We start from the raw sequence: 20769 nt of genomic DNA on the forward strand, positions 1-20769 counted from the left end.
CTAGAAGTTCGGCAGATTGTCCATTCTCTTGACAGACGAGAGGTGACGCTTAGGATGTAAACGGTTTCATAAAATGGCGCTGCCGAACAGGCGGACAAGCCGGGTCAGGGAGGAGTTCAATGAACGCCAGGATGTTTGCGGCGCGCGTCGCGTTGCCGGTTCTCGCGGCGGTCGCCGTCAGCGCACAGGCGCGCGCGGCCGATTTCGAATGGAAGAAATTCCAGGGCAAGACCGTCACATTCCTCGCCAACAACAACCCCGTGGCGCTGGCGCTGGTGACCTACAAGGCCGATTTCGAGAAACTCACGGGAATGACGCTCAAGGTCGATGGCTACCAGGAGCAGCAGATGCGCCAGCGGCTGGTCACCGTCATGAATGCGCGCAGCGACGAGGTCGACGTGTTCATGACGCTGCCGTCGCGCGAGGGCGAGCAGTTCGCCGCCGCAGGCTGGTATGCCGATCTGTCGGCCATGTCGAAGAACGAGGCGGCAACGGAATACGATCTTGTCGGCCTGAGCCAGGCGCTGCTGAAGGCCGGGACGTTCAACGGCAAGCTGACCAGCATGCCCATGAACATCGAGGGGCCCATCCTTTATTACCGCACCGACATCCTCAAGCGATGTGGTGTCGAAAAGCCGGCGACCATCAAGGATGTCGAAGCCGCGGCAGAAAAGATCAAGGCTTGCGACAACACCATCACGCCATTCGTCTCGCGCGGCCTGAAGCCCGCGATCGCCTACACCTTCAGCAACATGCTGCACAATATCGGCGGCAGCTACATGGCAAACGGAAAATCCGCCCTTTGCTCGGCGAAGGGCAAGGAGACGCTGGAGACCTACAGCCGGCTGCTGCGCGACTATGGCCCGCCCGGCGTCGTCAACTACAGTTTTCAGCAGATATCGGCGCTCTATCGCAGTGGCCGCGTCGCGATGTCGTTCGAATCCTCCAATGAACTGCGCACCGTGATGGATGGCGGCGAGCGGCTCAAGGATACGGGGCTGGCGCCGTTCCCGGCGGGCGCGGCCGGGCAGGTGCCGACCGCGATCGGCTGGGGCATGGCGGTGTCGGCCTACAGCAAGCAGCCGAGTCCCGCCTGGTACTTCGTGCAATGGGCGACCAGTCCGGAGATTCAGAAGCGCATGGCGTTGCAGGGAATCGCGCCGCCGCGGCCGGCGGTCGCCAACGATCCCGAATACCGCAAGTGGATCGATGCCGAGCCGGTGCGCAAGGAATGGCAGGCCGCGCTCGACGTGCTCGCCACCAAGGGATCGTCCGAAGTCGGCTACCCCATCGTCGCCAATCCCGAATCGCGCGAATTCATCGGTCAGGCCGTGCAGGACCTGATCCTCAAGCAGAAGACCGTCGACCAGGCCTGTGCCGACGCGGACAAGGCGCTCGATGCGCTGATCGCGCAAAAGTAGCGGCTGATCTGAGAGGGAACGGGACATGTCGGACGCGGCCGCGACATTGACGCAGGACCGGCAACGGCTGGAACTGTCGGCGCTCTCGGCGCCGGCGGTGATCTTCACCGTCGCGATGATCGCTTTCCCCGTCGTCTACACGATCTGGCTCGGCTTCCAGAGCTTCTCGTCGACCGGCAAGCAGTCCTTTGCGGGTCTTGCGAACTATTCGAAACTCGCCTCCGATTACGAGTTCTGGCACGGGCTCTGGGTCACCATTGCGCTCTACGTGCTCTCGCTGGTGCTGCAGCTCGTGTTCGGCGTCTGGCTGGCGCTGGTCCTGTTTCACGCCAAGCGCCTGCCCGGCATCGTGCGGTCGATGTTCATCTCGCCCTTCATGATGCCACCGGTGGTCGCCGGCATGATGTGGCTGGTGATCCTCGATCCGTCGCTTGGGGCGGCAAACTACATCCTGCAATCGCTTGGGCTACCGCCATCGGAGTGGCTGGCCTCGCCGAGGTGGGTGATTCCGACGGTGGCGCTGATCGACAGCTGGCAATGGACGCCCTATGTCGCGCTGATCGTGCTCGGCGGGCTGCAGTCTTTGCCGCCCAGCGTCTATGAAGCGGCCCAGATCGACGGTGCTTCGCCGTTCAAGACGTTTCAGCGCATCACGCTGCCGCTGCTGCTGCCGACCATCGTCACCGCCGCCATCCTGCGCAGCGTCGATTTGCTGCGCTTCTTCGACATCATCTACATCACCACCCAGGGCGGCCCCGGCAACGCGTCGAATACGCTCAATATCTATGGCTTCCGGGTCGGATTCGAGTTCTTCAACATCGGCTACGCCAGCGCGCTGATGCTGACGTTGACCGCGATCGTGTTCGGTGCCGTGCTCGCGTTCAACCGCCTGCGCGGCGCGGTCGCCTGGTAGGTGCTGATATGACCGACGCACCAACCGCCGACCGCTGGATCCGCCACCTCAATTTGCTGCAGCTGGTGCTCGCCGGCATCATCATCATGACGCCGACGGTATGGATGGTCGTGTCGTCGCTAAAACCCTCGTTCGAGGTGACGTCGTATCCCCCGACATTGATATTCTCGCCGACGCTGGAGAATTACGCCCAGCTCATGAAGACGACACCGTTCGTGAGCTACGCGGTCAACAGCCTGATCGTCACCATCGGCTCGACCAGCCTCGGACTGCTGTTCGGAATTCCCGCCGCCTTTGCCGTGTCATGGACCCGGATTTCGTGGCCGGCCATCCTGACATTGGCGGCGCGCATGGCGCCCGGCACGCTGTTCCTGCTGCCATGGTACGTCATGTTCCGCCAGGTCGGCATGATCGGCTCCTACACCGCGCTCATTCTCAGCCATGCCGTCATTACACTGCCGATCGTGATCTGGGTCTTGATGCCGTCCTTCGACGGCATCCCACGCAGCGTGTTCGAAGCAGCTCAAGTTGACGGCTGCAGCGTGACGCGGATTCTCTGGCGGATCGCGATCCCGCTGGTTGGCTCCGGAATCGCTGTCGCGGCGATCCTGGCCTTCGTCTTTTCCTGGAACTATTTCCTGTTCGCGCTGGTGCTCTCGAACGGCGACAGCAAGACGCTGATCGCGGCGGCCTTCAACTTCATCGGCGAAGGCTCGACGCAGTGGGGTGCGTTGATGGCGGCGGCGACGCTGATCGCACTGCCACCGCTTGTTCTCGCAGCACTGGTTCAGCGCTGGCTGGTCTCCGGGCTGACGCTCGGCGCGGTAAAGGGTTAGGTGCTTCGATGAATGTCTCTCCGCTCAGCAATTCGGTCATGAGCGCCGCGGTCTTCCATGGCCATGAACGCATCACCATCGAACGGGTGGCGATGCCGGAAGTCGCCGCCGGCGAGGTGCTGGTGCGAATCTCGCGCACGGCACTGTGCGGCTCCGACTTCAAGCTCTGGCACAAGGGCGCCGAGTTCACCGCGGGCCACGAAATTTTTGGCGTGGTCGAACAACCCGGCCATCGGCTGCATGGCCGCCGCTGCGCCGTCTATATCCCGCTGCATTGCGACCGCTGCGCCGCCTGCACGCGCGGCGATACCCAGATGTGCCTGGAAGTATCGAGCCTGATCGGCTGGAACCGGCCGGGCGGCTATGCCGAATATGTGCCGGTGCCGGAGAACTGCCTGCTGCCGGTGCCCGACGACATCGAGGACAGCCTCGCGCCGCTGCTGCTGGATACGATCGGCACCTCCGGCCACGCCGTGCGCTTCGTCAGCCGCGTGGTGCCGCCCGAAGAGGCGGGTCCCGTTCTGGTGATGGGTGCGGGCCCGGTCGGGCTCGGTGTCGTGCTGGCGCTGCGCAGCCTCGGCTATGACGACATCCATGTCGCCGATCCGAACACAACGCGGCTGGCCATTGCGCAATCCTTCAGCGCGAAGGCGCATCCGGTCGGCGACACCTCAAAGCGTTTTGCGCTGATCATGGAATGTTCGGGCGCGCATGCGGCGCGCAACCTCGGCATCGAACTCGTCCTGCCGCGCGGCGCGCTGGTGCTGGTCGGCGAGAACGCCGCGCCCTGGACCATCGAGGAAGGCAAGGTGTTCCGCCGCAAGGATTTTTATATGATCCGTACCTTCTATTTCCCGATCGCCGATTTCGAGCCGAACGTCGCGCTGCTGCGGCGCTACAAGGACGAGTATCGCGTCCTCGTCGACGGCGAGTTCGGCCTTTCGAGTTTGCCGGAGAATTTCGCACGCTTCGCCAAGGGCGAGTTGATCAAACCCGTGCTGGCGCTGGACTGACCATCATGGCCTCCATTTCGATCCGCAATCTCGTCAAGCGCTACGGCAATTTAGCCGTGATCCCCGATCTCAACCTCGAAATATCAGATCACGAGTTCGTCGTCTTTGTCGGCCCTTCCGGCTGCGGCAAGTCCACGCTGCTCCGGATCATCGCGGGGCTCGAGCCGATCACCGCGGGCGAGGTTTATATCGGCGACAAGCGTGTGAATGGTATCCCGGCGGCGCAGCGCGACATCGCCATGGTGTTCCAGGATTACGCGCTCTATCCGCATATGCGCGTCTACGACAACATGTCCTTTGCGCTCGAATTGCGGGGAACGCCGAAGGCCGAGATCGACGCGCGGGTGAAGCGCGCTGCGGCCTTGCTGCATATCGAACCCTATCTCGACCGCAAGCCGAAGGAATTGTCCGGCGGCCAGCGCCAGCGCGTGGCGATGGGACGCGCCATCGTGCGCAATCCCAAAGCGTTTCTGTTCGATGAGCCGCTTTCCAATCTCGATGCAAAACTGCGCGGGCAGGTGCGGGCCGAAATCAAGGCATTATCGCAGGAGCTGAAGACCACGATGGTCTTCGTCACCCATGATCAGATCGAGGCCATGACCATGGCCGATCGCATCGTGGTGTTGCAGGGCGGCACGGTGCAGCAATACGACACGCCGGAGGCGGTCTATGAGCGGCCGGCCAACCAGTTCGTGGCGGGCTTCATCGGCTCGCCGGCGATGAATTTCTTTCCCGTCGAGTGGCGCGGGGAGGGCGTGGTGTTTTCCCAGAGCGGTGCGGCAGTGCCGCTCGCCGAGCAGAGCTGCGCCCCGCTGCGCCAGGCCGGCAAGGGCGTGCTCGGAATCCGTCCCGAACACTTCGCCGTGGCGGCGGATCCGGCGGACGGCGTTGCGGTTATGATCAAGCTGGTCGAGCCGCTCGGCTCGGATACGCTGATCCATTTCGACCTCGCAGGCGCCTCCGCGATTGCGCGCGTCGATCCGTCGCTGCGGCCGAAGGTCGGCGACCTCCTCAGCCTTCGCCCGCAGCCGGGGAAAACCCATCTGTTCGACAGCACCGACGGCGGGGTGCTGCAGTGACCGCGCACGAGGCGATCGCGGATATGGCGTCGAAGGCCGGGCAGGTCCGTATCATCTGCCTTGGGCTCTCCGCGCTTGATCAGGTCTGGCGCGTCGACCGGTTCTTTTCGGGACAGAGCGAGAAGATCAGGGGCCGGGATTATGCGACACTCGGTGGCGGCATGGCGGCCAACGCCGCCGTGACCGGCGCGCGGCTCGGCGGCTCGATCGCATTCTGGGGCCGCGCCGGAGACGACGCCGCAGGACGCGAAATGCACGCGGCGCTTTCCGCCGAAGGAATCGACGTCGCAAACTTCAAACTGTTTTCGGATGGGCGCTCCTCGGTCTCGGGGATCATCGTCGACGGATCCGGCGAGCGCCAGATCGTGAATTTTCGTGGGGCATTTCCGGAAGCCGCCGATTGGCTGCCGCTGGATGAAGTCACGCAGGCATCCGCGGTGCTGGCCGATCCGCGCTGGGTCGATGGCGCGGCGGCGCTGTTCAGCAAGGCGCGCACACTTGGTATTCCGACCGTGCTCGATGGCGACGTCGCCGACGCCGAGGTGTTCGAGCGGCTGCTGCCGTTGACCGATCACGCCGTTTTCTCCGAGCCTGCGCTGGCTTCCTTCGCGGGGTCGGCGGAGGATGCGTCGCTGAACAAGCTCGCGCGATTCAATTGCCGCGTCGTGGCTGTCACGCGCGGCGGCGAAGGCGTGAGCTGGTACGAGAACAGCCGCCTGCAGCGGCGCGCTGCTTATCCTGTTTCCGTCGTCGACACGACCGGCGCCGGCGACGTCTTCCACGGCGCCTATGTCTTCGCAATCGGCGTTGGACTCGAGGTGCGCGATGCCATGGCTTTCGCGGCCGCGGCCGCCGCGCTGAAATGCACCCGTTCGGGCGGCCGCGCCGGAATCCCCTCCATCAATGACTGTCTTGCCTTCATGAGGACGCACCAATGAGAACGATCGGAAAGAACCGGGGCATCGCGCGCCTGGCGGATTCGGATGGCCACTTTCGCATGGTTGCGCTGGACCAGCGGCCACCGCTGTTCGACGCCATCGCGCAGGCCAAGGGCATCACGCGCGATCAGGTCGAATATGCCGACGTCACAGCCGCCAAGCGGCTGCTGGTGGAAAGCCTCGCGCCGCATTGCAGCTCGATGCTGTTCGATCCGAACTTCGCGGTTCCGGCCGCGATCGACCTATTGCCCGCGCGCTGCGGTCTCATCATGACGCTGGAGGAGCACCGCGTCGAGGAGACCGCGGGCGGCCGCAAATCGCGCGCCATTGCCAACTGGAGCGTGGAGAAGATCCGCGCGATCGGCGGCGACGCGGTCAAGGTGCTGGCCTGGTATCGTCCCGATGCCGACGCCGGCATCAACGAACATCAGAAGAGGTTCGTGCGCGAGATCGGGCAGGACTGCGCGCGCTACGACATTCCCTATGTGCTGGAGCTCTTGGTCTATCCATTCCTCGGCAGCGCCAATCACACCGCCGATTATGTGGAATCGCCCGGCAAGCTGCCGGGACTGGTGATCGACAGCGTGCGCGAGTTCGCCAGGCCGGAATATGGCGTCGACCTCCTGAAGCTGGAGAGCCCGCTCGCCGCCAACAGCCTGCCGCCGCGGGACGGGAGCGCAGCGGCGCAAGCCGCGCAGAAGGAATTCGACGCCATCGGCGCGATCTGCCGCGAGCGGAACATTCCCTGGGTGCTGCTGTCAGGTGGTGCAGCGCCCGAGAAATTCGAACGGGTGCTGGAGTTCGCCTATGCCGCCGGCGCCGGCGGCTTTCTTGCGGGGCGCACGATCTGGCTCGACGCCGTTCGCAAGCATTTCCCGGATCGCGCGGCGGTCGCGGCAAGCCTGCGGAAGGACGGCGTGGCGGTGCTTGAAAGCCTCAATGCGCTGACAACGGCGAAGGGCACGCGATGGCAGGCGCGCTTTCCGGCCTTTGGCGAGATCAAGCAGGAAGGCGATTTCGCGCGCGCATACTAGTCGCGTGCTGGTAATGTCGCGACCTTGATCGCTCATGGGTAAGATCGCTGGATCCCAAAATGGCCTTCTCCGTTCGCAAAATCGAGGCGTTTTGCTACCGCTATCCGCTGTCGACGCCGGTGGTGACTTCGTTCGGTCGCATGCTGAACCGTCCGGCGGTATTCGTCCGCGCCGAAGACGAAGACGGCGTCGTCGGTTGGGGCGAGGCGTGGTCGAACTTTCCTTCGACGGGCGCCGAACATCGGGCTCGGCTTGTCAACGAGGTGCTCGCGCCGGCGGTGATCGGGCGTGAGCTTGATGGTCCCGCGCAGGCCTTCGAGACCCTGACGCAGGGCACCGCGGTGCTGGCGCTGCAGTGCGGCGAGCCCGGGCCGTTTGCCCAGGCCATCGCAGGAATTGATCTAGCGCTGTGGGACCTCCATGCGCGCCGGCACAAGCAGCCGCTATGGCGATTGCTGGGCGGCCGTTCCGGCAGGATCAAGGCATACGCCAGCGGCATCAATCCCGGCGGAGCGCAGCAGACGGCAGAAGCGGCTTTGGAGCGCGGGCACCGCGCGCTGAAGCTCAAGATCGGATTCGACCTAGCGACGGATCTCGCCAATCTGGCGGCGCTGCGCACTGCGGTTGGTGACGGCATGCTGGCGGCGGACGCCAACCAGGGCTGGTCGATCGATCAGGCGCTCCACATCGTGCCGCGGCTCGGCGAGTTCGGTTTGCGCTGGCTGGAGGAGCCGCTTCGCGCCGATCGTCCCCGGCAGGAGTGGCAGAGGCTGCGCGCGAGCGCCGGCATACCACTCGCGGCCGGCGAGAATATTGCGAGCCGGGAAGGTTTTGCGCAGGTTCTTTCAGACGACGTGCTCGATGTCGTGCAGCCTGACATCGCCAAATGGGGCGGGCTGACGATCTGCGGCGGGCTGGCGAACGACATTCTGAAAGCGGGCAAGACGTTTTGCCCGCATTATCTCGGTGGTGGTATCGGATTGCTGGCGTCCGCACATCTGCTCGCCGGCGCCGGAGGCGGCGGCTGGCTGGAAGTGGACGTCAACGACAATCCGCTGCGCGATCAATTCTGCGGACCGGTCCTCGACATGTCCGAGGGCATTGTCGTTCTGAACGAAGAACCGGGCCTTGGAATAGTCCCCGATGTTTCATCGATCGCGCGCTACCGCACGCTATAGGGCTGGCCAATGGTCGGCGCGGGATCCTTTCGGCATTGTAATGATCTGCTCGCGCAATCGTGTGCGGCCGCGCGGCACGTGATGCCTAGCTTTAGATGCAGGTCGTCGCAACCCGTGGAGCGTGAACCATGAAACCAGTTTCATTTCTCTTGTTCGCCGCCTGCCTTGTGCTCTCGCAAGCCGCGTTTGCCCGTGGCGGCATGGGGCACATGTCGATGTCAATGACAGGCGGCGGAGCGCTCGGCACGAGCGGTGCTGCACCGGGGACGAATTCCCTGGGCACAGCGCTGCCATCCGGCATCGGCGGCCACGTCATGAAAGGGCCGTTGCTTGGGACGGACCCCACCATCGACAAGGAAGACGCGCAGCTTCAGAAGATGCTCGAAGGATCAATCTGCCGCGGCTGTTGAGATAAAGCGGATTGTGCAGCCGGGGCCACACTTGCCATGTCCACGCGCCGTGGGTTCCTGCGCGAGCAGCACAATCGGGAAGCGCTGGACGATCGTCGCAGTTCCGGAGCGCTGATCGGTAGGGCTATCATCAGTTAGTCCGAGAAAGCTGCTGAGCCCGGCAGGACTCGAACCTGCAGCCAGACCGTTATGAGCAGGAGAATATCGATCAGCTTTGCTAATTTTACAGCCTTTTCGTTTGAATTCGACCGCGTTCGCTGCGCTTTGGCCGGGCCGTTTATGGTGCGAAACTGGTGCGGCGACGCTGAACTCGCGCAGAGGAGCCAGGATTGGCATCCGTCTCGCTGAGCGGACAAGTCCGCCGGCAAGGAGATCTCCGCACCTGCCGGAATATCAATCGACAATTGAACCTCACTCTCGAAGGCCACTGCGGCGCAAACCCGACATCCAGTCGACGATTCATCGAGCAAAACGGCTTCAGTTGCCGGCTCTTTCCGGAGAGTGCACCCTCGGCACTCCCTGCGGCGGCATCGTGGCCCTTCTACCTGCGGCGAGAATGCCGTAGGAAATGGCAGGGACGAGGATCTGAGATGGCAAAGCAAACCGAGAAGAAGCCGCCTGCACTCAAGGGCGTATCAGCGGCCGAACGAGCCTTGGCATTATTGACCGCGTTCCGTCGGGGCGACGGCGCCTTGAGCCTGGCAGAGTTGGCCGAGCGGACCGGTCTGGTCAAAAGCACCATCCTGCGCCTGGCTCTATCGCTGCAACGATACCGGCTGCTCGCGCGCCTGCCGGACGGCTCCTACCGGCTCGATGCGGAGACCTTGCGCCTCGGCACTGCCTATCAGCAGGCGTTTCGTCTGTCCGATCATGTCATGCCTGTGCTCGAGCAACTCGCGGCGAAAACCGGTGAGACGACGTCCTTCTACGTTCAGAATGGCGAAGAGAGGTTATGTCTTTTCCGGGTGGAGAGCGCCAACCGGATCCGAATGGCGGTGCAGCCGGGCGATACCCGCCCGATGGACAAGTCCGCGATTGCTCAGACGCTGCGTCGCTACGAGTCCGGGCCGCCTGGACCGGATGACGAACTGCCGCTGTTTACCTCCGGCATAACTGATCCTCATGCCGCTGCTCTCGCCATGCCCGTATTCGGCATTGGTGACTCCCTGATCGGGGCGCTGGCTATCTCCGGGCCGGTCAGTCGGCTCACGGCAGCGCGGGCCGAGCAAGTCAAAGCGTCGCTTCTCGAGGCTGCAAACAAGCTCACGGTGGCATGCGGGGGAACGCCGCCTTCCGGAGCCGGAAAGCGCGCCAGCAAACGGGCCGCCGGCGTGTCTGCTTAAAACGGAACGTCATTTCATTTTATCTTGCCCGGGCAATCGGTGCGGCTTATAAGCCTCTTCATAACAAAGTATGGGGAGGACGAACGTCGTGGCATCAGGTTCGCTCACGCGGAGGACGGTCTTGGCCGGACTCGCTGCATCCGTTCTGCCGCGGCTTGCAGCGGCGCAGGAGGTGCGCTGGTCAAGTGGCTCCGGGAAGCCGCGCTTCGTGCCGCCGCCGGGCGCGACCGATTGCCACTTCCACACCTATGACAAGAACTATCCCGCCATGAAGGGCGCCACGCTGCTGCCCGATGACGCCTTGCCCGATGATTATCGTGCCCTGCAGCGCCGGATCGGCACAACGCGCGGCGTCATCATCCAGCCTTCTACTTACGGTACGGACAACCGGCTGCAGATTGCGTCACGACAGGCGCTTGGGCCAGAGAACTTCCGCGTCGTCGCCGTCGTGCCCGAGGACATATCGGATGCCGACCTGCGGCGGCTCGACGAACAGGGGGTCCGCGGCGTCCGCTTCAACCTCGGCTTTCCCGGTCCGCTGACGGTGGACTCTCTCAAGCCGCTTGCCCCGCGGCTGGCGGATCTCGGCTGGCACTGCCAGATCAACATGCGCCCCAAGCAGATCGAGGACCATGCGGACCTGCTGGCTTCGCTGCCGGGCCGTCTCGTGTTTGACCATCTGGCGCAGGTGCCGCAGCCGGCCGGCCTCGAGAGCGCGCCCTACAAGATCATTCGGGGTCTGCTCGACCGCGGCAAGACCTGGTTGAAGCTGTCCGGTCCTTATGTGTCGAGCAAGCAAGGTGCACCGGACTACGCCGATGCCGGTGCGGTCGCGGCGGCATATGTCAAGGCAGCGCCTGAGCGAATGATTTGGGGCAGTGACTGGCCGCATCCCTCGGAGAAGGACCGCAAGCCGGATGATGCGCACCTGCTCGATCTTTTCGCCGAATGGGCAGGCGGCGAGGTCGTGTTCAATCGCATCCTCGTCGACAACCCTGCCGAACTCTACGGCTTTCCTCGGGCCACCCAATGACGTTCTTCAACCCGCCGCGTCGGATCGAGACCACCATTTTCACGCGGCTTCCAGATCGGTTCCGCAAGCCGCGCCGCACCGCCTGGGCAGACGCCAACCAGGGCGGACGTGAGATCGACTCGTTCCTTGAAGGGCCATCCTTCGATCGTCAGGGCCGGTTGTACGTCACCGACATTCCGTATGGACGCATCTTCCGTGTCAGTTCGGAAGGCGAGTGGGAACTGGTGTCCGAGTATGATGGATGGCCGAACGGGCTGAAGGTTCACCGCGACGGCCGCGTGTTCATCACCGACTACAAGCGCGGGATCATGCTGCTGGATCCGGCCGGCGGCAGCGTCACGCCATTCCTGGAGACCGCCGCGAGCGAAAGTTTCAAGGGAGTGAATGACCTGATCTTCGCGCCATCCGGCAATCTCTATTTCACCGACCAGGGCCAGACCGGGATGCACGATCCCACGGGCCGCGTCTGGAAGCTCGCGCCCGATGGCCGGCTCACCTGCTTGATCAACACGATCCCGAGTCCGAACGGAATTGTTGTCGATCAGGAGGAGAGTTTTCTGCTCGTCGCGGTGACGCGTGCCAATCAGATCTGGCGCGTGCCGCTGCCAGCCAGCGGTCTCACCACAAAGGTCGGCATCTTCTCGCATCTGCATGGCGGTCCGGGCGGCCCTGACGGCCTGGCGCTGGATAACGGCGGCAATCTCTTGGTCTGTCACACCGGCTTCGGCTCCATATGGCGGCTGTCGCCCTTGGCCGAGCCGCTCGACCGCATCGTCTCCTGCGCCGGTGTCGGCACCACCAATCTTGCCTTCGGCGGACCGGAACGAAAAAGTCTTTTCATCACCGAAAGCCGCACCGGGACGCTGCTGCGTGCCGAGCTCGAAACACCGGGCTTGCCGATGTTCTCGCACGCAGACTAACTCAAGCGCCGCGCAGACGGACCAGCAACGCCTCTGCCGGATGGAGCAGGGGTTGCCCAGCCATGATCTTGACCTGCGATCGGCAGGAGTAGCCGGTCGCGAGCAGGCGGCCACTCTGTGCCCATCTGCTGACCTGAGGTCCCCAGCTCATTCCGTAGATCTGCTCGGAGGTGGCTCGATGTTCGGCCTCGTGGCCGTAGGTCCCAGCCATCCCGCAGCATCCCGAAGGCAGCACCCGCAAGTTCGCGCCCGCTGCCGCGAATGCTGCTTGCCAGTCCCGGAGGCTCGACAAAGCGAGCGAACGCTCGGAGCAGTGTGGCAGCAGCAGATATTCTTCGTCAGCGCTCGACGTCTTTGGGATGGCGTCGCAGCGACGCGCCAACCATTCCTGAAGCAGGAGCACGGGCGGCGGCCGATCGGCTTCGGCCAACATGCCGTATTCCGAGCGGTAGGTCAGCGTCATGGATGCATCCACTCCGACCAGTTCGACGCCGGCGGCAGCGAAGTCGCGCAGCATGGCGGCATTACGGGATGCTGCGCGGGTGAAGGCGCCGAGAAACCCGTGCACGTGTTGCGGCTTTCCGTTTGGGCGGAAGGGTGCGATGAACGGTTTGAAGCCGATCGCCCCTATGAGGTCCAGCACCGCGAGCACGACACGCGGCTCATACCAGCTCGTGAAGGCGTCCTGGACCAGCACCACGCTGCGCGCGCGCTCCTCCACCGGGAGCGCCGCCAGCAGTTCGGGTGTTGCGACTGCAATCGCGCGCGCCGCCAATTCCTGCCGCATCGACATTGGGGAAAATTTCGGTGTGTGCACCAGTCCGATCGCCCGCATCGCCGCGCGGCCCGGCGGACTGTCGATCACGAGATTGTACAGCCTCCGCATCTTGCCGAGCGCCGGCAGCATCGACTCCAGCGAGCCGACCAAGTGGTCGCGCAACGGTCGCAGATAGCGGCCGTGGTAGACTTCGAGAAACTTTGCGCGGAAGCTCGGCACGTCAACCTTGATCGGACACTGCCCGCTGCAGGACTTGCAGGCGAGGCATCCATCCATCGCCTCCTTTACCGCGTGCGAAAAATCCGGCTCGCGAGCCCAGGTGTTGCGCAACCTCATGGGAAAGTGCCGCCAGGCGGAGCCGCGCCGCAGCGCCGCGACTTCGCTTTCCGGGTCGACGCCGAGGGCAGCCAGTTGCCGCAACCATTCGCGGATGAGCGAGGCGCGGCCCTTCGGCGAGTGGCGGCGATCGCGCGTCGCCTTGTAGGAGGGGCACATCGCTTCGTCCGAATCCCAGGAGAAGCATGCACCATTGCCGTTGCAGTGGAGCGCTTCGTCATACGCCGCGCGGACGGCAGAGGGGATCGTTCGGTCGAGCTGGCCGCGCGTGGTAAGCCCGTCGATCGTCAGCAACTGCCCGGCCTCCGGCGCAGCGATCTTCCCTGGATTGAGCTGGTTTCGAGGATCGAATGCGGCCTTGATCGACTGAAGGGTCGGGTAGAGCGGCCCGAAGAAGCGCGGCGAAAATTCCGAGCGCACGCCTTTGCCGTGCTCGCCCCACAGCAGTCCACCATACTTCCTGGTGAGCTGAACGACCTCTTCAGTGATCTCCCGGATGAGCGGTTCCTGTGCCGGGTCCTTCATGTCGATGGCTGGGCGTACGTGCAGCACGCCGGCATCGACATGGCCGAACATGCCGTAAAGCAGTCCGCGGGCGTCAAGCAGCGCGCGGAACTCGGTGATGTAGTCGGCCAGGTGTTCGGGCGGCACTGCGGTGTCCTCCACGAAGGGGATCGGCCGTTTGTCGCCTTGCATGTTGCCGAGCAGGCCGACCGATTTCTTGCGCATCGTCCAGATCGCGTTCACCTCGGCCTCGCCACGCGCTACCGTGAAGCCGCAGCGGCCGTGTGACGGTTCGGCCGAGGTCAGCGCATCCGTCATGCGGCCCACGGGGCCCTCGACCTCCGGCTCCGTATCGCCGACGAACTCGACGAGGTTTACGCCCATGGCACGCTGTCCGTCGTCTTCGGGGAAGTATTGCCGGACGGAGTCCCAGACCACATCGTCTTGCGCAAGGCCGAGCACCCTGGAATCGATGGTCTCGATCGACGCTGCGCCGAACCGGATTAGCTCCTGAGCATCGCGCAAGGCGGCATCGAAGCTGCCATAGCGTACATTGACCAGAGCGCTGTGTTTGGGGATCGGCACCACGTTCAGCTTGGCTTCCGCAATCAGCGCAAGCGTGCCTTCGCTGCCGCAGAGGATCGAGTTCAGGTTGAAACGACCGCGATCATCACGGATGTGAGCGAGGTCGTAGCCAGTCAGGCACCGGTTCAGCTTCGGGAAATGGGCTGCGATCAGGTCCACCTGCTCGCGCTGGATCGCATCGACCAGCCTGTGAACGGCGCCGACGAGGTCGGCTCGCCGCTGGACTTGCTGCAGCTCCTGGTCCTCCAGCGGTTGCGACGTCCAGACCGTGCCGTCCAGCAACACGGTCGTCAGCTCCAGCACATGGTCGCGCGTCTTGCCGTACAGGCAGGAGCCCTGGCCACTGGCGTCGGTGCTGATCATGCCGCCGATCGTGGCGCGGTTGGAGGTGGAGAGTTCCGGCGGAAAGAACAGGCCGTGTTCGGCCAGCGCGGCATTAAGCTGATCCTTCACCACGCCGGCCTGCACGCGTACCCAGCGCTCGGTCGGATTGATCTCGAGGATCCGGTTCATGTGGCGCGAGACGTCCACCGCAACGCCTTCGGTTAGCGACTGGCCGTTGGTGCCGGTTCCGCCGCCTCGAGGTGCAAAGACGATGTCCTTGAAGCGCGACTCGGCAGCGATGCGGGCGACGCGCACCAGGTCGCCGACGCTGCGCGGAAACACCACGAGCTGGGGAAGGAGCTGATAGATCGAGTTGTCGGTCGCCGAGACGATCCGGTCGCCATAGGCCGGCGCCAAATCTCCTTCGAACCCGCGCAGCCCAAGCTCCGTGCTCAGTTCGGTATGCAGCGGAGCAGGGGCCCGCATATCGGAAACGCGTGGCAGCATACTGTCCCTCCGGGCTTGCCGGACACCGTAACTGACGGCGAGCACTTCACTTTTCCATGGGAGCGTCTCTTAGGGGGCGACGCAAGCGCTCCGGTCCGGGCTCTTAAAATGAAACACCGTTTCAAAATAAATTGCAACGCCGTTCTGTTTTTGTTAAGGAGCCGCACAGCCGGGGAAACACCGGCCCTGGAGGGAACCAATGGCCAGTGTCACCGCCGCGTCAGCCGGCGCGGGCTTTACGCCCGAGCAAGAGAAGATCCTCTCGAAGGTGCTGTGGCGGATCGTGCCGTTCCTGCTGCTCTGCTACATCATTGCCTATCTTGACCGGGTGAATGTCGGCATCGCCAGCCTGACGATGAACCACGATCTCGGCATCTCGCCTTACGAATTCGGCTGGAGCGCCGGGCTGTTCTTCTTTGGCTATTTCCTGGCCGAAGTGCCGAGCAATCTTGCCTTGCAAGCCATCGGCGCACGCAAGTGGATCGCCCGCATCCTGATCACCTGGGGCCTGATTTCGGCAGCAACGGCGTTCGTGGTTGGCCCAGTGAGTTTTGGCGTGATGCGCTTCCTGCTCGGGCTCGGCGAGGCCGGCTTCACGCCCGGCGTATTCCTCTATTTCACTTACTGGTTTCCCGCACGCGTCCGGGGCAGGGCAACTGCGGCGTTCTTGCTGGGCATCCCGATCGCGAACATCATCGGCGCGCCGATCTCGAGTTCGCTACTCACCTTTGACGGCTTGGGTGGCTTGCACGGTTGGCAGTGGCTGCTGATCCTTGAGGGATTGCCGGCAACGCTACTTGGCTTCGTGTGCTTCTTCACGCTCACCGACAAACCAGAGCAGGCCAAGTGGTTGAGCGAGGAGGAGCGGCGATGGCTGGTCGAGGTGCTCGCGGCGGAGCGCGCGGCAATTGCCGCCAAACACTCATCCCGGCTCAGGGACGCCTTCATCAACTGGCGGGTCCTTGTCTGCGCCGCCGTCAACTTCTGCGCCATCATCGGCTCCGTCGGCCTCGGCCTATGGATGCCACAGATCATCAAGAGTCTCGGCTTCGGCGTCATCGCCGTCGGCTTCATCGCCGCGATCCCCTACATCTGTGGCGCCATCGCGATGATGCTGTGGGCGCGCCTGTCGGACAGAGGCGGTGAGCGGAGCTGGTTCGTGGCATCTGCGCTGCTTGTCGGCGCAGCCTCGTTGCTCGTCTGCGGCTTTGCGACATCGTCGGCGCTGATCTCGATCGTCGCGCTCTGCGGCGCCGTGATCGGGATCATGTGCTACCAGTCGACATTCTGGCCGATCCCGTCGAGCTTCCTGACCGGCAGCGCGGCCGCAGGTGGCCTCGCGATGATCGTCTCGATCGGCAATCTGGGCGGCTTCGTCGGCCCTTATCTTATTGGTGTGATCAAGCAGTCGACCGACAGCTTCTCCTGGGCCCTGATCTCGGTGGCCGCATTTCTTACCTTGGCCGCCATCCTGATCCGGGTGGTTGGTGTCAGCCTGCAGCGACAGGCCGGGGCCCCTGACGGCCGCACGGCTCCGATCGCAACTCTCTCGAAAGGAATCTGAAGATGAGCGACAAACAGCAGTTTCGTCTCGGTCTGGTCGGTTATGGCGAGATCGGCAGCACGTTGGGCAAAGGGCTCCGCGGGGCCGGCCTGCAGCAGATCTTCTGCTACGACAAGTACGCCTTCGAAGGCCCCTACGCCGATCTGATCCAAAGCCGCGCCAAGGCGGCAGGTGTCACGCTGGTCAAGTCCAATCAGGAATTGGCGGACGCGGTGGAACTGATCTTCAGCGTCACGCCGGGATCCGCCTCGCTCGAAAGTGCGAACGCGTTTGCGGCCGTGCTCGATGGCCGCCACACCTTCCTCGACTTCGCTTCCGCCACTCCGAAGGTGAAATACGGCGTCGCCGAGCGGCTCGCCAAGACGGGCACCACGCTCGGGGACGGCTCTATCATGGGTACGCCGAAGAACGGCTACGCGATGCACATGATGTCGAGCGGTCCCGCGGGACAGCGTGTCGTCGACCTGCTCGTTCCTTGGGGCATGAGCATCGAATTCGCCGGCGAGAAGCTTGGCACGGCTTCGGGCATCAAGATTCTTCGTTCCGTCCTGATCAAGGGGATCGAGGCGCTGATCGATGAGACGCTGCTGGCAGCCCGATCCTATGGTCTGGATGAGACCGTATTGGCCTCGGCGTCGAAGACGCTCACCCGACCGTTCATGGACACCGTGGAGAGCCTCACTCCCTCCGGTGTCATCCATGCCAAGCGGCGGACCGAAGAGGTCGAGATGGCCGCCGAGGCGGTCGAAGATGCCGGGATCGAGCCGCTGATGGCGCGCGCAACGGTGGCGCGGCTTCGCTGGAAGGAGAACCTCGGCCTGAAGGAGCATTTCAAGGGCGTCGTTCCCGAGAACTACAAGATCGCCATCGACGCGATGGTGGCGAAGATGCAGGCCGGAGCGAAAGCGGCCGAATAAGGCCAGGCCAGCAGGGACCAGAACAGGGAGAGAAACGTGACGGCTGCTCGAACGGAAATCGATCAGATCGAGAAGGTGACGATGCGCCGGGTCATCCTGCGCCTCGTGCCATTCCTGATGATCTGCTATTTCTTTGCGCTGCTTGACCGCGTCAACGTCGGTTTCGCTGCGCTGCAGATGAACAAGGATCTGGGGCTTACGCCGTCAATGTTCGGCTTTGCCGCCAGCCTGTTCTTTGTCTCGTATTTCCTGGTGGAAGTGCCGAGCAATCTGGCCCTGCAGAAGATCGGTGCCAGGCGCTGGATCGCGCGCATCATGATCACCTGGGGATTGGTGACGGCGTGCATGGCGTTCGTGGTGGGGCCGTACTCGCTTTATGCGATGCGCTTCATCCTGGGCGCGGCTGAGGCAGGTTTCTTTCCCGGCGCAATCCTCTATTTGACCTATTGGCTGCCGTCCCAGTATCGCGCCCGCATCCTGGCAACGTTTACGGTTTCAATTCCGCTGGCCACCTTTCTGGGCTCGCCGCTCTCGGTTGGTTTGCTCGAACTTGACGGCGCGCTTGGTTTGCGCGGATGGCAATGGCTGTTCATCCTGGAAGGGTTGCCGACGATCCTGCTGGGTCTTTCGTGCCTGTTCGTCCTGACCGACAAGCCGGCGCAGGCGTCCTGGCTGACCGTGGAACAGCGGGAATGGCTGACCGGGCGCATGGAGGCGGAGGCGGCCGCGCGCAAACCGGTCGGACATCTCTCGCTCTGGCAGCTTGCCACCAACAAGTATTTCCTTGTCATGGCACTGGTCTGCTCCGGCGCCTCCGCCACCGGCAGTGTGCTGTCGGTCTGGCAACCGCAGTTGTTGAAGTCGTTCGGCCTGACGAACCTGCAGACCGGCTTTGTCAACGCGATCCCCTACGGTATTGCGACCGTACTCATGGTCCTGTGGGGACGTCGCTCGGACAAAACAGGCGAGCGCCGCTGGCACACCGCTATTCCGCTCTTGCTCGCCGCCGGCGGCTTCACGGCGCTGGGTTTGACCGGGACCGCGGTCGTGCCGACGATCATCATGGTCACGTGTTGTCTGGTGGGCGCGTATGCCTTCAAGGGGCCATTCTGGGCACTTTCGGCAAGCTGGCTTTCGGCGAGTACGCTCGCGGCGGGCCTCGCCGGGATCAACGCGATTGCCAATCTGATCGGCGGCGGGCTGATGGTGAATGTGGTTGGCGTGGTCAAGGAACGCACGGGCAGCTTCGTGCTCGGGATGTTGCCGCTCGCGCTGCTCTGCGCCGTGGCCGCAGCCTGCGTCCTTGTGCTCGGACGTAGCGCCGCGCGTGCAACGGACATGGTGGCGGTGAAGCCATGAGCGCGCACAGCAAGATGTCGAAACATGTCATCACCCGGCGCGGGGTTCTCGCAGGCATGCTGGCCGCGAGCACGGGCGCGTGGGCTGCCGGACTTGAGCAAGCCGTGCCCCACAGCGCCGGATCCGCTCCGCCACGCCTGGATGCGCCGGCGGGTGCGTGCGACTGCCACCATCACATCTACGATGAACGGTTTCCCGTCTCGCCGCATTGGCGCCAGGGCTTTCCACCCGGTGCGACGGTCGCCGACTATCGGCTGCTGCAGCGGCGGCTCGGCACCAACAGGAGTGTGGTGGTGCAGCCGTCGACTTATGGCGTCGACAACCGATGTCTTGTGGACGCGCTGGGCCAGCTAGGCTCCGCGTCGCGCGGCGTTGCTGTCGTTGACACTGATGTCAAGGACGCGGAGTTGGGGGCGCTTGCGGATGCCGGCGTCCGCGCCATTCGCGTCAATTTCGTTTCTTCCCAGACCTGGGGGACGACGACACCGGAGATGCTTACCACGCTAGCAAAGCGGGTGAGCCCGCTCGGCTGGCACGTGCAGATCCTGATGACGGGCGATCAAATCGCCGCCCATGAGGGCGTCATCCGGTCGCTTCCTACCAAGGTGGTGATCGACCATCTCGGGCGCATCCCTCAACCGGAGGGCATCAAGCATCAGGCGTTCGCCGCAGTCCGCCGCATGCTGGATGAGGGTCGCACCTGGGTGAAGGTCACCGAGCCCTATGAGGACAGCAAGCTCGGGCCGCCCTATGCGGACTCCAGCGAAGTGGCGCGAGCCTATGTGCAGGCTGCGCCGGAGCGTATCTTGTGGGGCACGGACTGGCCGCATCCCACTCAGCGCGGAACCAAGCCGGATGATGCCCTGTTGCTCGATCTACTCACGGACTGGGCGCCGGACGAAAAAACGCGCCGGCGCATCCTGGTCGAAAATCCCGCCGAACTGTTCGGCTTCTAGGACTTTCGGCGCCCCAGGGTAACAGCGAGAACGCAACGGTTCATTTTCAGAAACTCGAGAAGGATAACACATGTCCGTAGGCTTCAGAATTCTAAAGCGGCAAAGAAAAGTAGCTACCGAGATCGTCGAGCGTTTTGCGCGCTTGCCGGTAGCAAATGTCAGCGACAGCATGTCGCGTATGACGGCAGCGGGAGCGCGGCTTCGGCCCATGCATCAGGCCGGAGGGATGGCGGGCACGGCGCTAACCGTCAAGACGCGGCCGGGCGACAACCTGATGATCCACAAGGCGATGGCAATCGCCGAACCCGGTGATGTCATCGTCGTCGATGCAGGGGGCGATCTTACCAATGCGCTGATCGGCGAAATGATGCTCACGCGAATTGTCAAAAGTGGACTTGCGGGCATCGTTATAGATGGTGCGGTTCGGGACGCCGGCTTTATCAGGGGTCAGAAGTTTCCCGTTTTTGCCGCCGGCGTCACGCATCGCGGACCTTACAAGAACGGACCCGGCGAGATTAATGTTCCGATAGCGATTGATGGCATGGTGATCGAGCCAGGCGATCTCATCATTGGAGATGATGACGGGCTGCTATGCGTACGGTTTGACGATGTGAATGAGGTACTAAAAGCCGCCACTGCAAAGTACGAGGCGGAGCAGAAGCAGATCGCGAACATATCGGCGGGTACGCACGATTCCTCTTGGGTTGACAAGGCGCTGCGAGAGTTGAACTGCGAAGGCCTCGATTGAACGTCGGGTTCGCGACCCCGCGAAGGTTACCTGAAGAAGAATGAGAATTTCGCGCTTTAGCCCATTCTCGCGA

The 20769-nt window shown here is 63.5% G+C and carries 18 protein-coding genes; 17 read left to right on the plus strand and 1 reads right to left on the minus strand.

Features of this window, described 5'->3' with window-relative positions:
* Positions 1-119: 119 nt before the first annotated feature.
* From ACPPVP_RS09850 to ACPPVP_RS09905, 12 genes are all read left to right on the plus strand, one after another.
* Positions 120-1421, plus strand: coding sequence for an ABC transporter substrate-binding protein (locus ACPPVP_RS09850; protein ID WP_426533586.1), 1302 nt, complete (start codon positions 120-122; stop codon positions 1419-1421).
* 25 nt (positions 1422-1446) lie between these two features.
* Entirely contained in the window at positions 1447-2334 is an 888-nt protein-coding gene (locus ACPPVP_RS09855) for a carbohydrate ABC transporter permease (protein WP_426533589.1), read from the plus strand.
* Positions 2335-2342: 8 nt separating this feature from the next.
* On the plus strand, positions 2343-3170 hold the full coding sequence (locus tag ACPPVP_RS09860; RefSeq protein WP_426533591.1) for a carbohydrate ABC transporter permease: 828 nt from the start codon (positions 2343-2345) through the stop codon (positions 3168-3170).
* 8 nt (positions 3171-3178) lie between these two features.
* A complete protein-coding gene (locus ACPPVP_RS09865) occupies positions 3179-4183 on the plus strand; it encodes a zinc-dependent alcohol dehydrogenase family protein (protein WP_426533593.1) in 1005 nt (334 codons plus the stop codon).
* Positions 4184-4188: 5 nt separating this feature from the next.
* Positions 4189-5262, plus strand: coding sequence for an ABC transporter ATP-binding protein (locus ACPPVP_RS09870; RefSeq protein ID WP_426533595.1), 1074 nt, complete (start codon positions 4189-4191; stop codon positions 5260-5262).
* Positions 5259-6200, plus strand: coding sequence for a sugar kinase (locus ACPPVP_RS09875; protein ID WP_426533597.1), 942 nt, complete (start codon positions 5259-5261; stop codon positions 6198-6200). Before ACPPVP_RS09870 ends, ACPPVP_RS09875 begins: the two co-directional genes overlap by 4 nt.
* Entirely contained in the window at positions 6197-7234 is a 1038-nt protein-coding gene (locus ACPPVP_RS09880; protein WP_426533599.1) for a tagatose 1,6-diphosphate aldolase, read from the plus strand. The genes ACPPVP_RS09875 and ACPPVP_RS09880 overlap by 4 nt, the downstream gene beginning before the upstream one ends.
* A gap of 59 nt (positions 7235-7293) precedes the next feature.
* On the plus strand, positions 7294-8412 hold the full coding sequence (locus ACPPVP_RS09885; protein WP_426533601.1) for a mandelate racemase/muconate lactonizing enzyme family protein: 1119 nt from the start codon (positions 7294-7296) through the stop codon (positions 8410-8412).
* Between the two features lie 128 nt (positions 8413-8540).
* Positions 8541-8822, plus strand: coding sequence for a hypothetical protein (locus ACPPVP_RS09890; protein ID WP_426533603.1), 282 nt, complete (start codon positions 8541-8543; stop codon positions 8820-8822).
* 590 nt (positions 8823-9412) lie between these two features.
* On the plus strand, positions 9413-10165 hold the full coding sequence (locus tag ACPPVP_RS09895; protein WP_426533605.1) for an IclR family transcriptional regulator: 753 nt from the start codon (positions 9413-9415) through the stop codon (positions 10163-10165).
* Positions 10166-10286: 121 nt separating this feature from the next.
* On the plus strand, positions 10287-11198 hold the full coding sequence (locus tag ACPPVP_RS09900) for an amidohydrolase family protein (RefSeq protein ID WP_426533608.1): 912 nt from the start codon (positions 10287-10289) through the stop codon (positions 11196-11198).
* Positions 11195-12118, plus strand: a complete 924-nt coding sequence (locus ACPPVP_RS09905; RefSeq protein WP_426533610.1) for an SMP-30/gluconolactonase/LRE family protein — start codon at positions 11195-11197, stop codon at positions 12116-12118. The genes ACPPVP_RS09900 and ACPPVP_RS09905 overlap by 4 nt, the downstream gene beginning before the upstream one ends.
* Before the next feature lies 1 nt (position 12119).
* On the opposite strand, the gene ydiJ is transcribed toward ACPPVP_RS09905, so the two are convergent.
* Positions 12120-15152 carry a D-2-hydroxyglutarate dehydrogenase YdiJ gene (ydiJ, locus tag ACPPVP_RS09910; RefSeq protein WP_426533612.1) on the minus strand — a complete coding sequence of 1011 codons (3033 nt, stop codon included), beginning with the start codon at positions 15150-15152 and terminating at the stop codon, positions 12120-12122.
* Positions 15153-15351: 199 nt separating this feature from the next.
* On the opposite strand from ydiJ, the gene ACPPVP_RS09915 reads away from it, so the two are divergent.
* The 5 genes from ACPPVP_RS09915 (at position 15352) to ACPPVP_RS09935 (ending at position 20696) form a co-directional block, all read left to right on the plus strand.
* Entirely contained in the window at positions 15352-16716 is a 1365-nt protein-coding gene (locus tag ACPPVP_RS09915) for an MFS transporter (RefSeq protein WP_426533614.1), read from the plus strand.
* A gap of 2 nt (positions 16717-16718) precedes the next feature.
* Positions 16719-17633, plus strand: coding sequence for a DUF1932 domain-containing protein (locus ACPPVP_RS09920; protein WP_426533616.1), 915 nt, complete (start codon positions 16719-16721; stop codon positions 17631-17633).
* A gap of 36 nt (positions 17634-17669) precedes the next feature.
* Complete coding sequence (locus ACPPVP_RS09925; protein WP_426533618.1) at positions 17670-18992, plus strand: MFS transporter; 1323 nt, start codon at positions 17670-17672, stop codon at positions 18990-18992.
* Complete coding sequence (locus tag ACPPVP_RS09930; protein WP_426533620.1) at positions 18989-19948, plus strand: amidohydrolase family protein; 960 nt, start codon at positions 18989-18991, stop codon at positions 19946-19948. The genes ACPPVP_RS09925 and ACPPVP_RS09930 overlap by 4 nt, the downstream gene beginning before the upstream one ends.
* Positions 19949-20018: 70 nt before the next feature.
* Complete coding sequence (locus tag ACPPVP_RS09935) at positions 20019-20696, plus strand: RraA family protein (RefSeq protein WP_426533622.1); 678 nt, start codon at positions 20019-20021, stop codon at positions 20694-20696.
* The last annotated feature ends 73 nt before the right edge of the window (positions 20697-20769 follow it).

It is taken from the genome of Bradyrhizobium sp. McL0615 (assembly GCF_049993905.1).
In the GTDB taxonomy this organism is placed as follows: domain Bacteria; phylum Pseudomonadota; class Alphaproteobacteria; order Rhizobiales; family Xanthobacteraceae; genus Bradyrhizobium.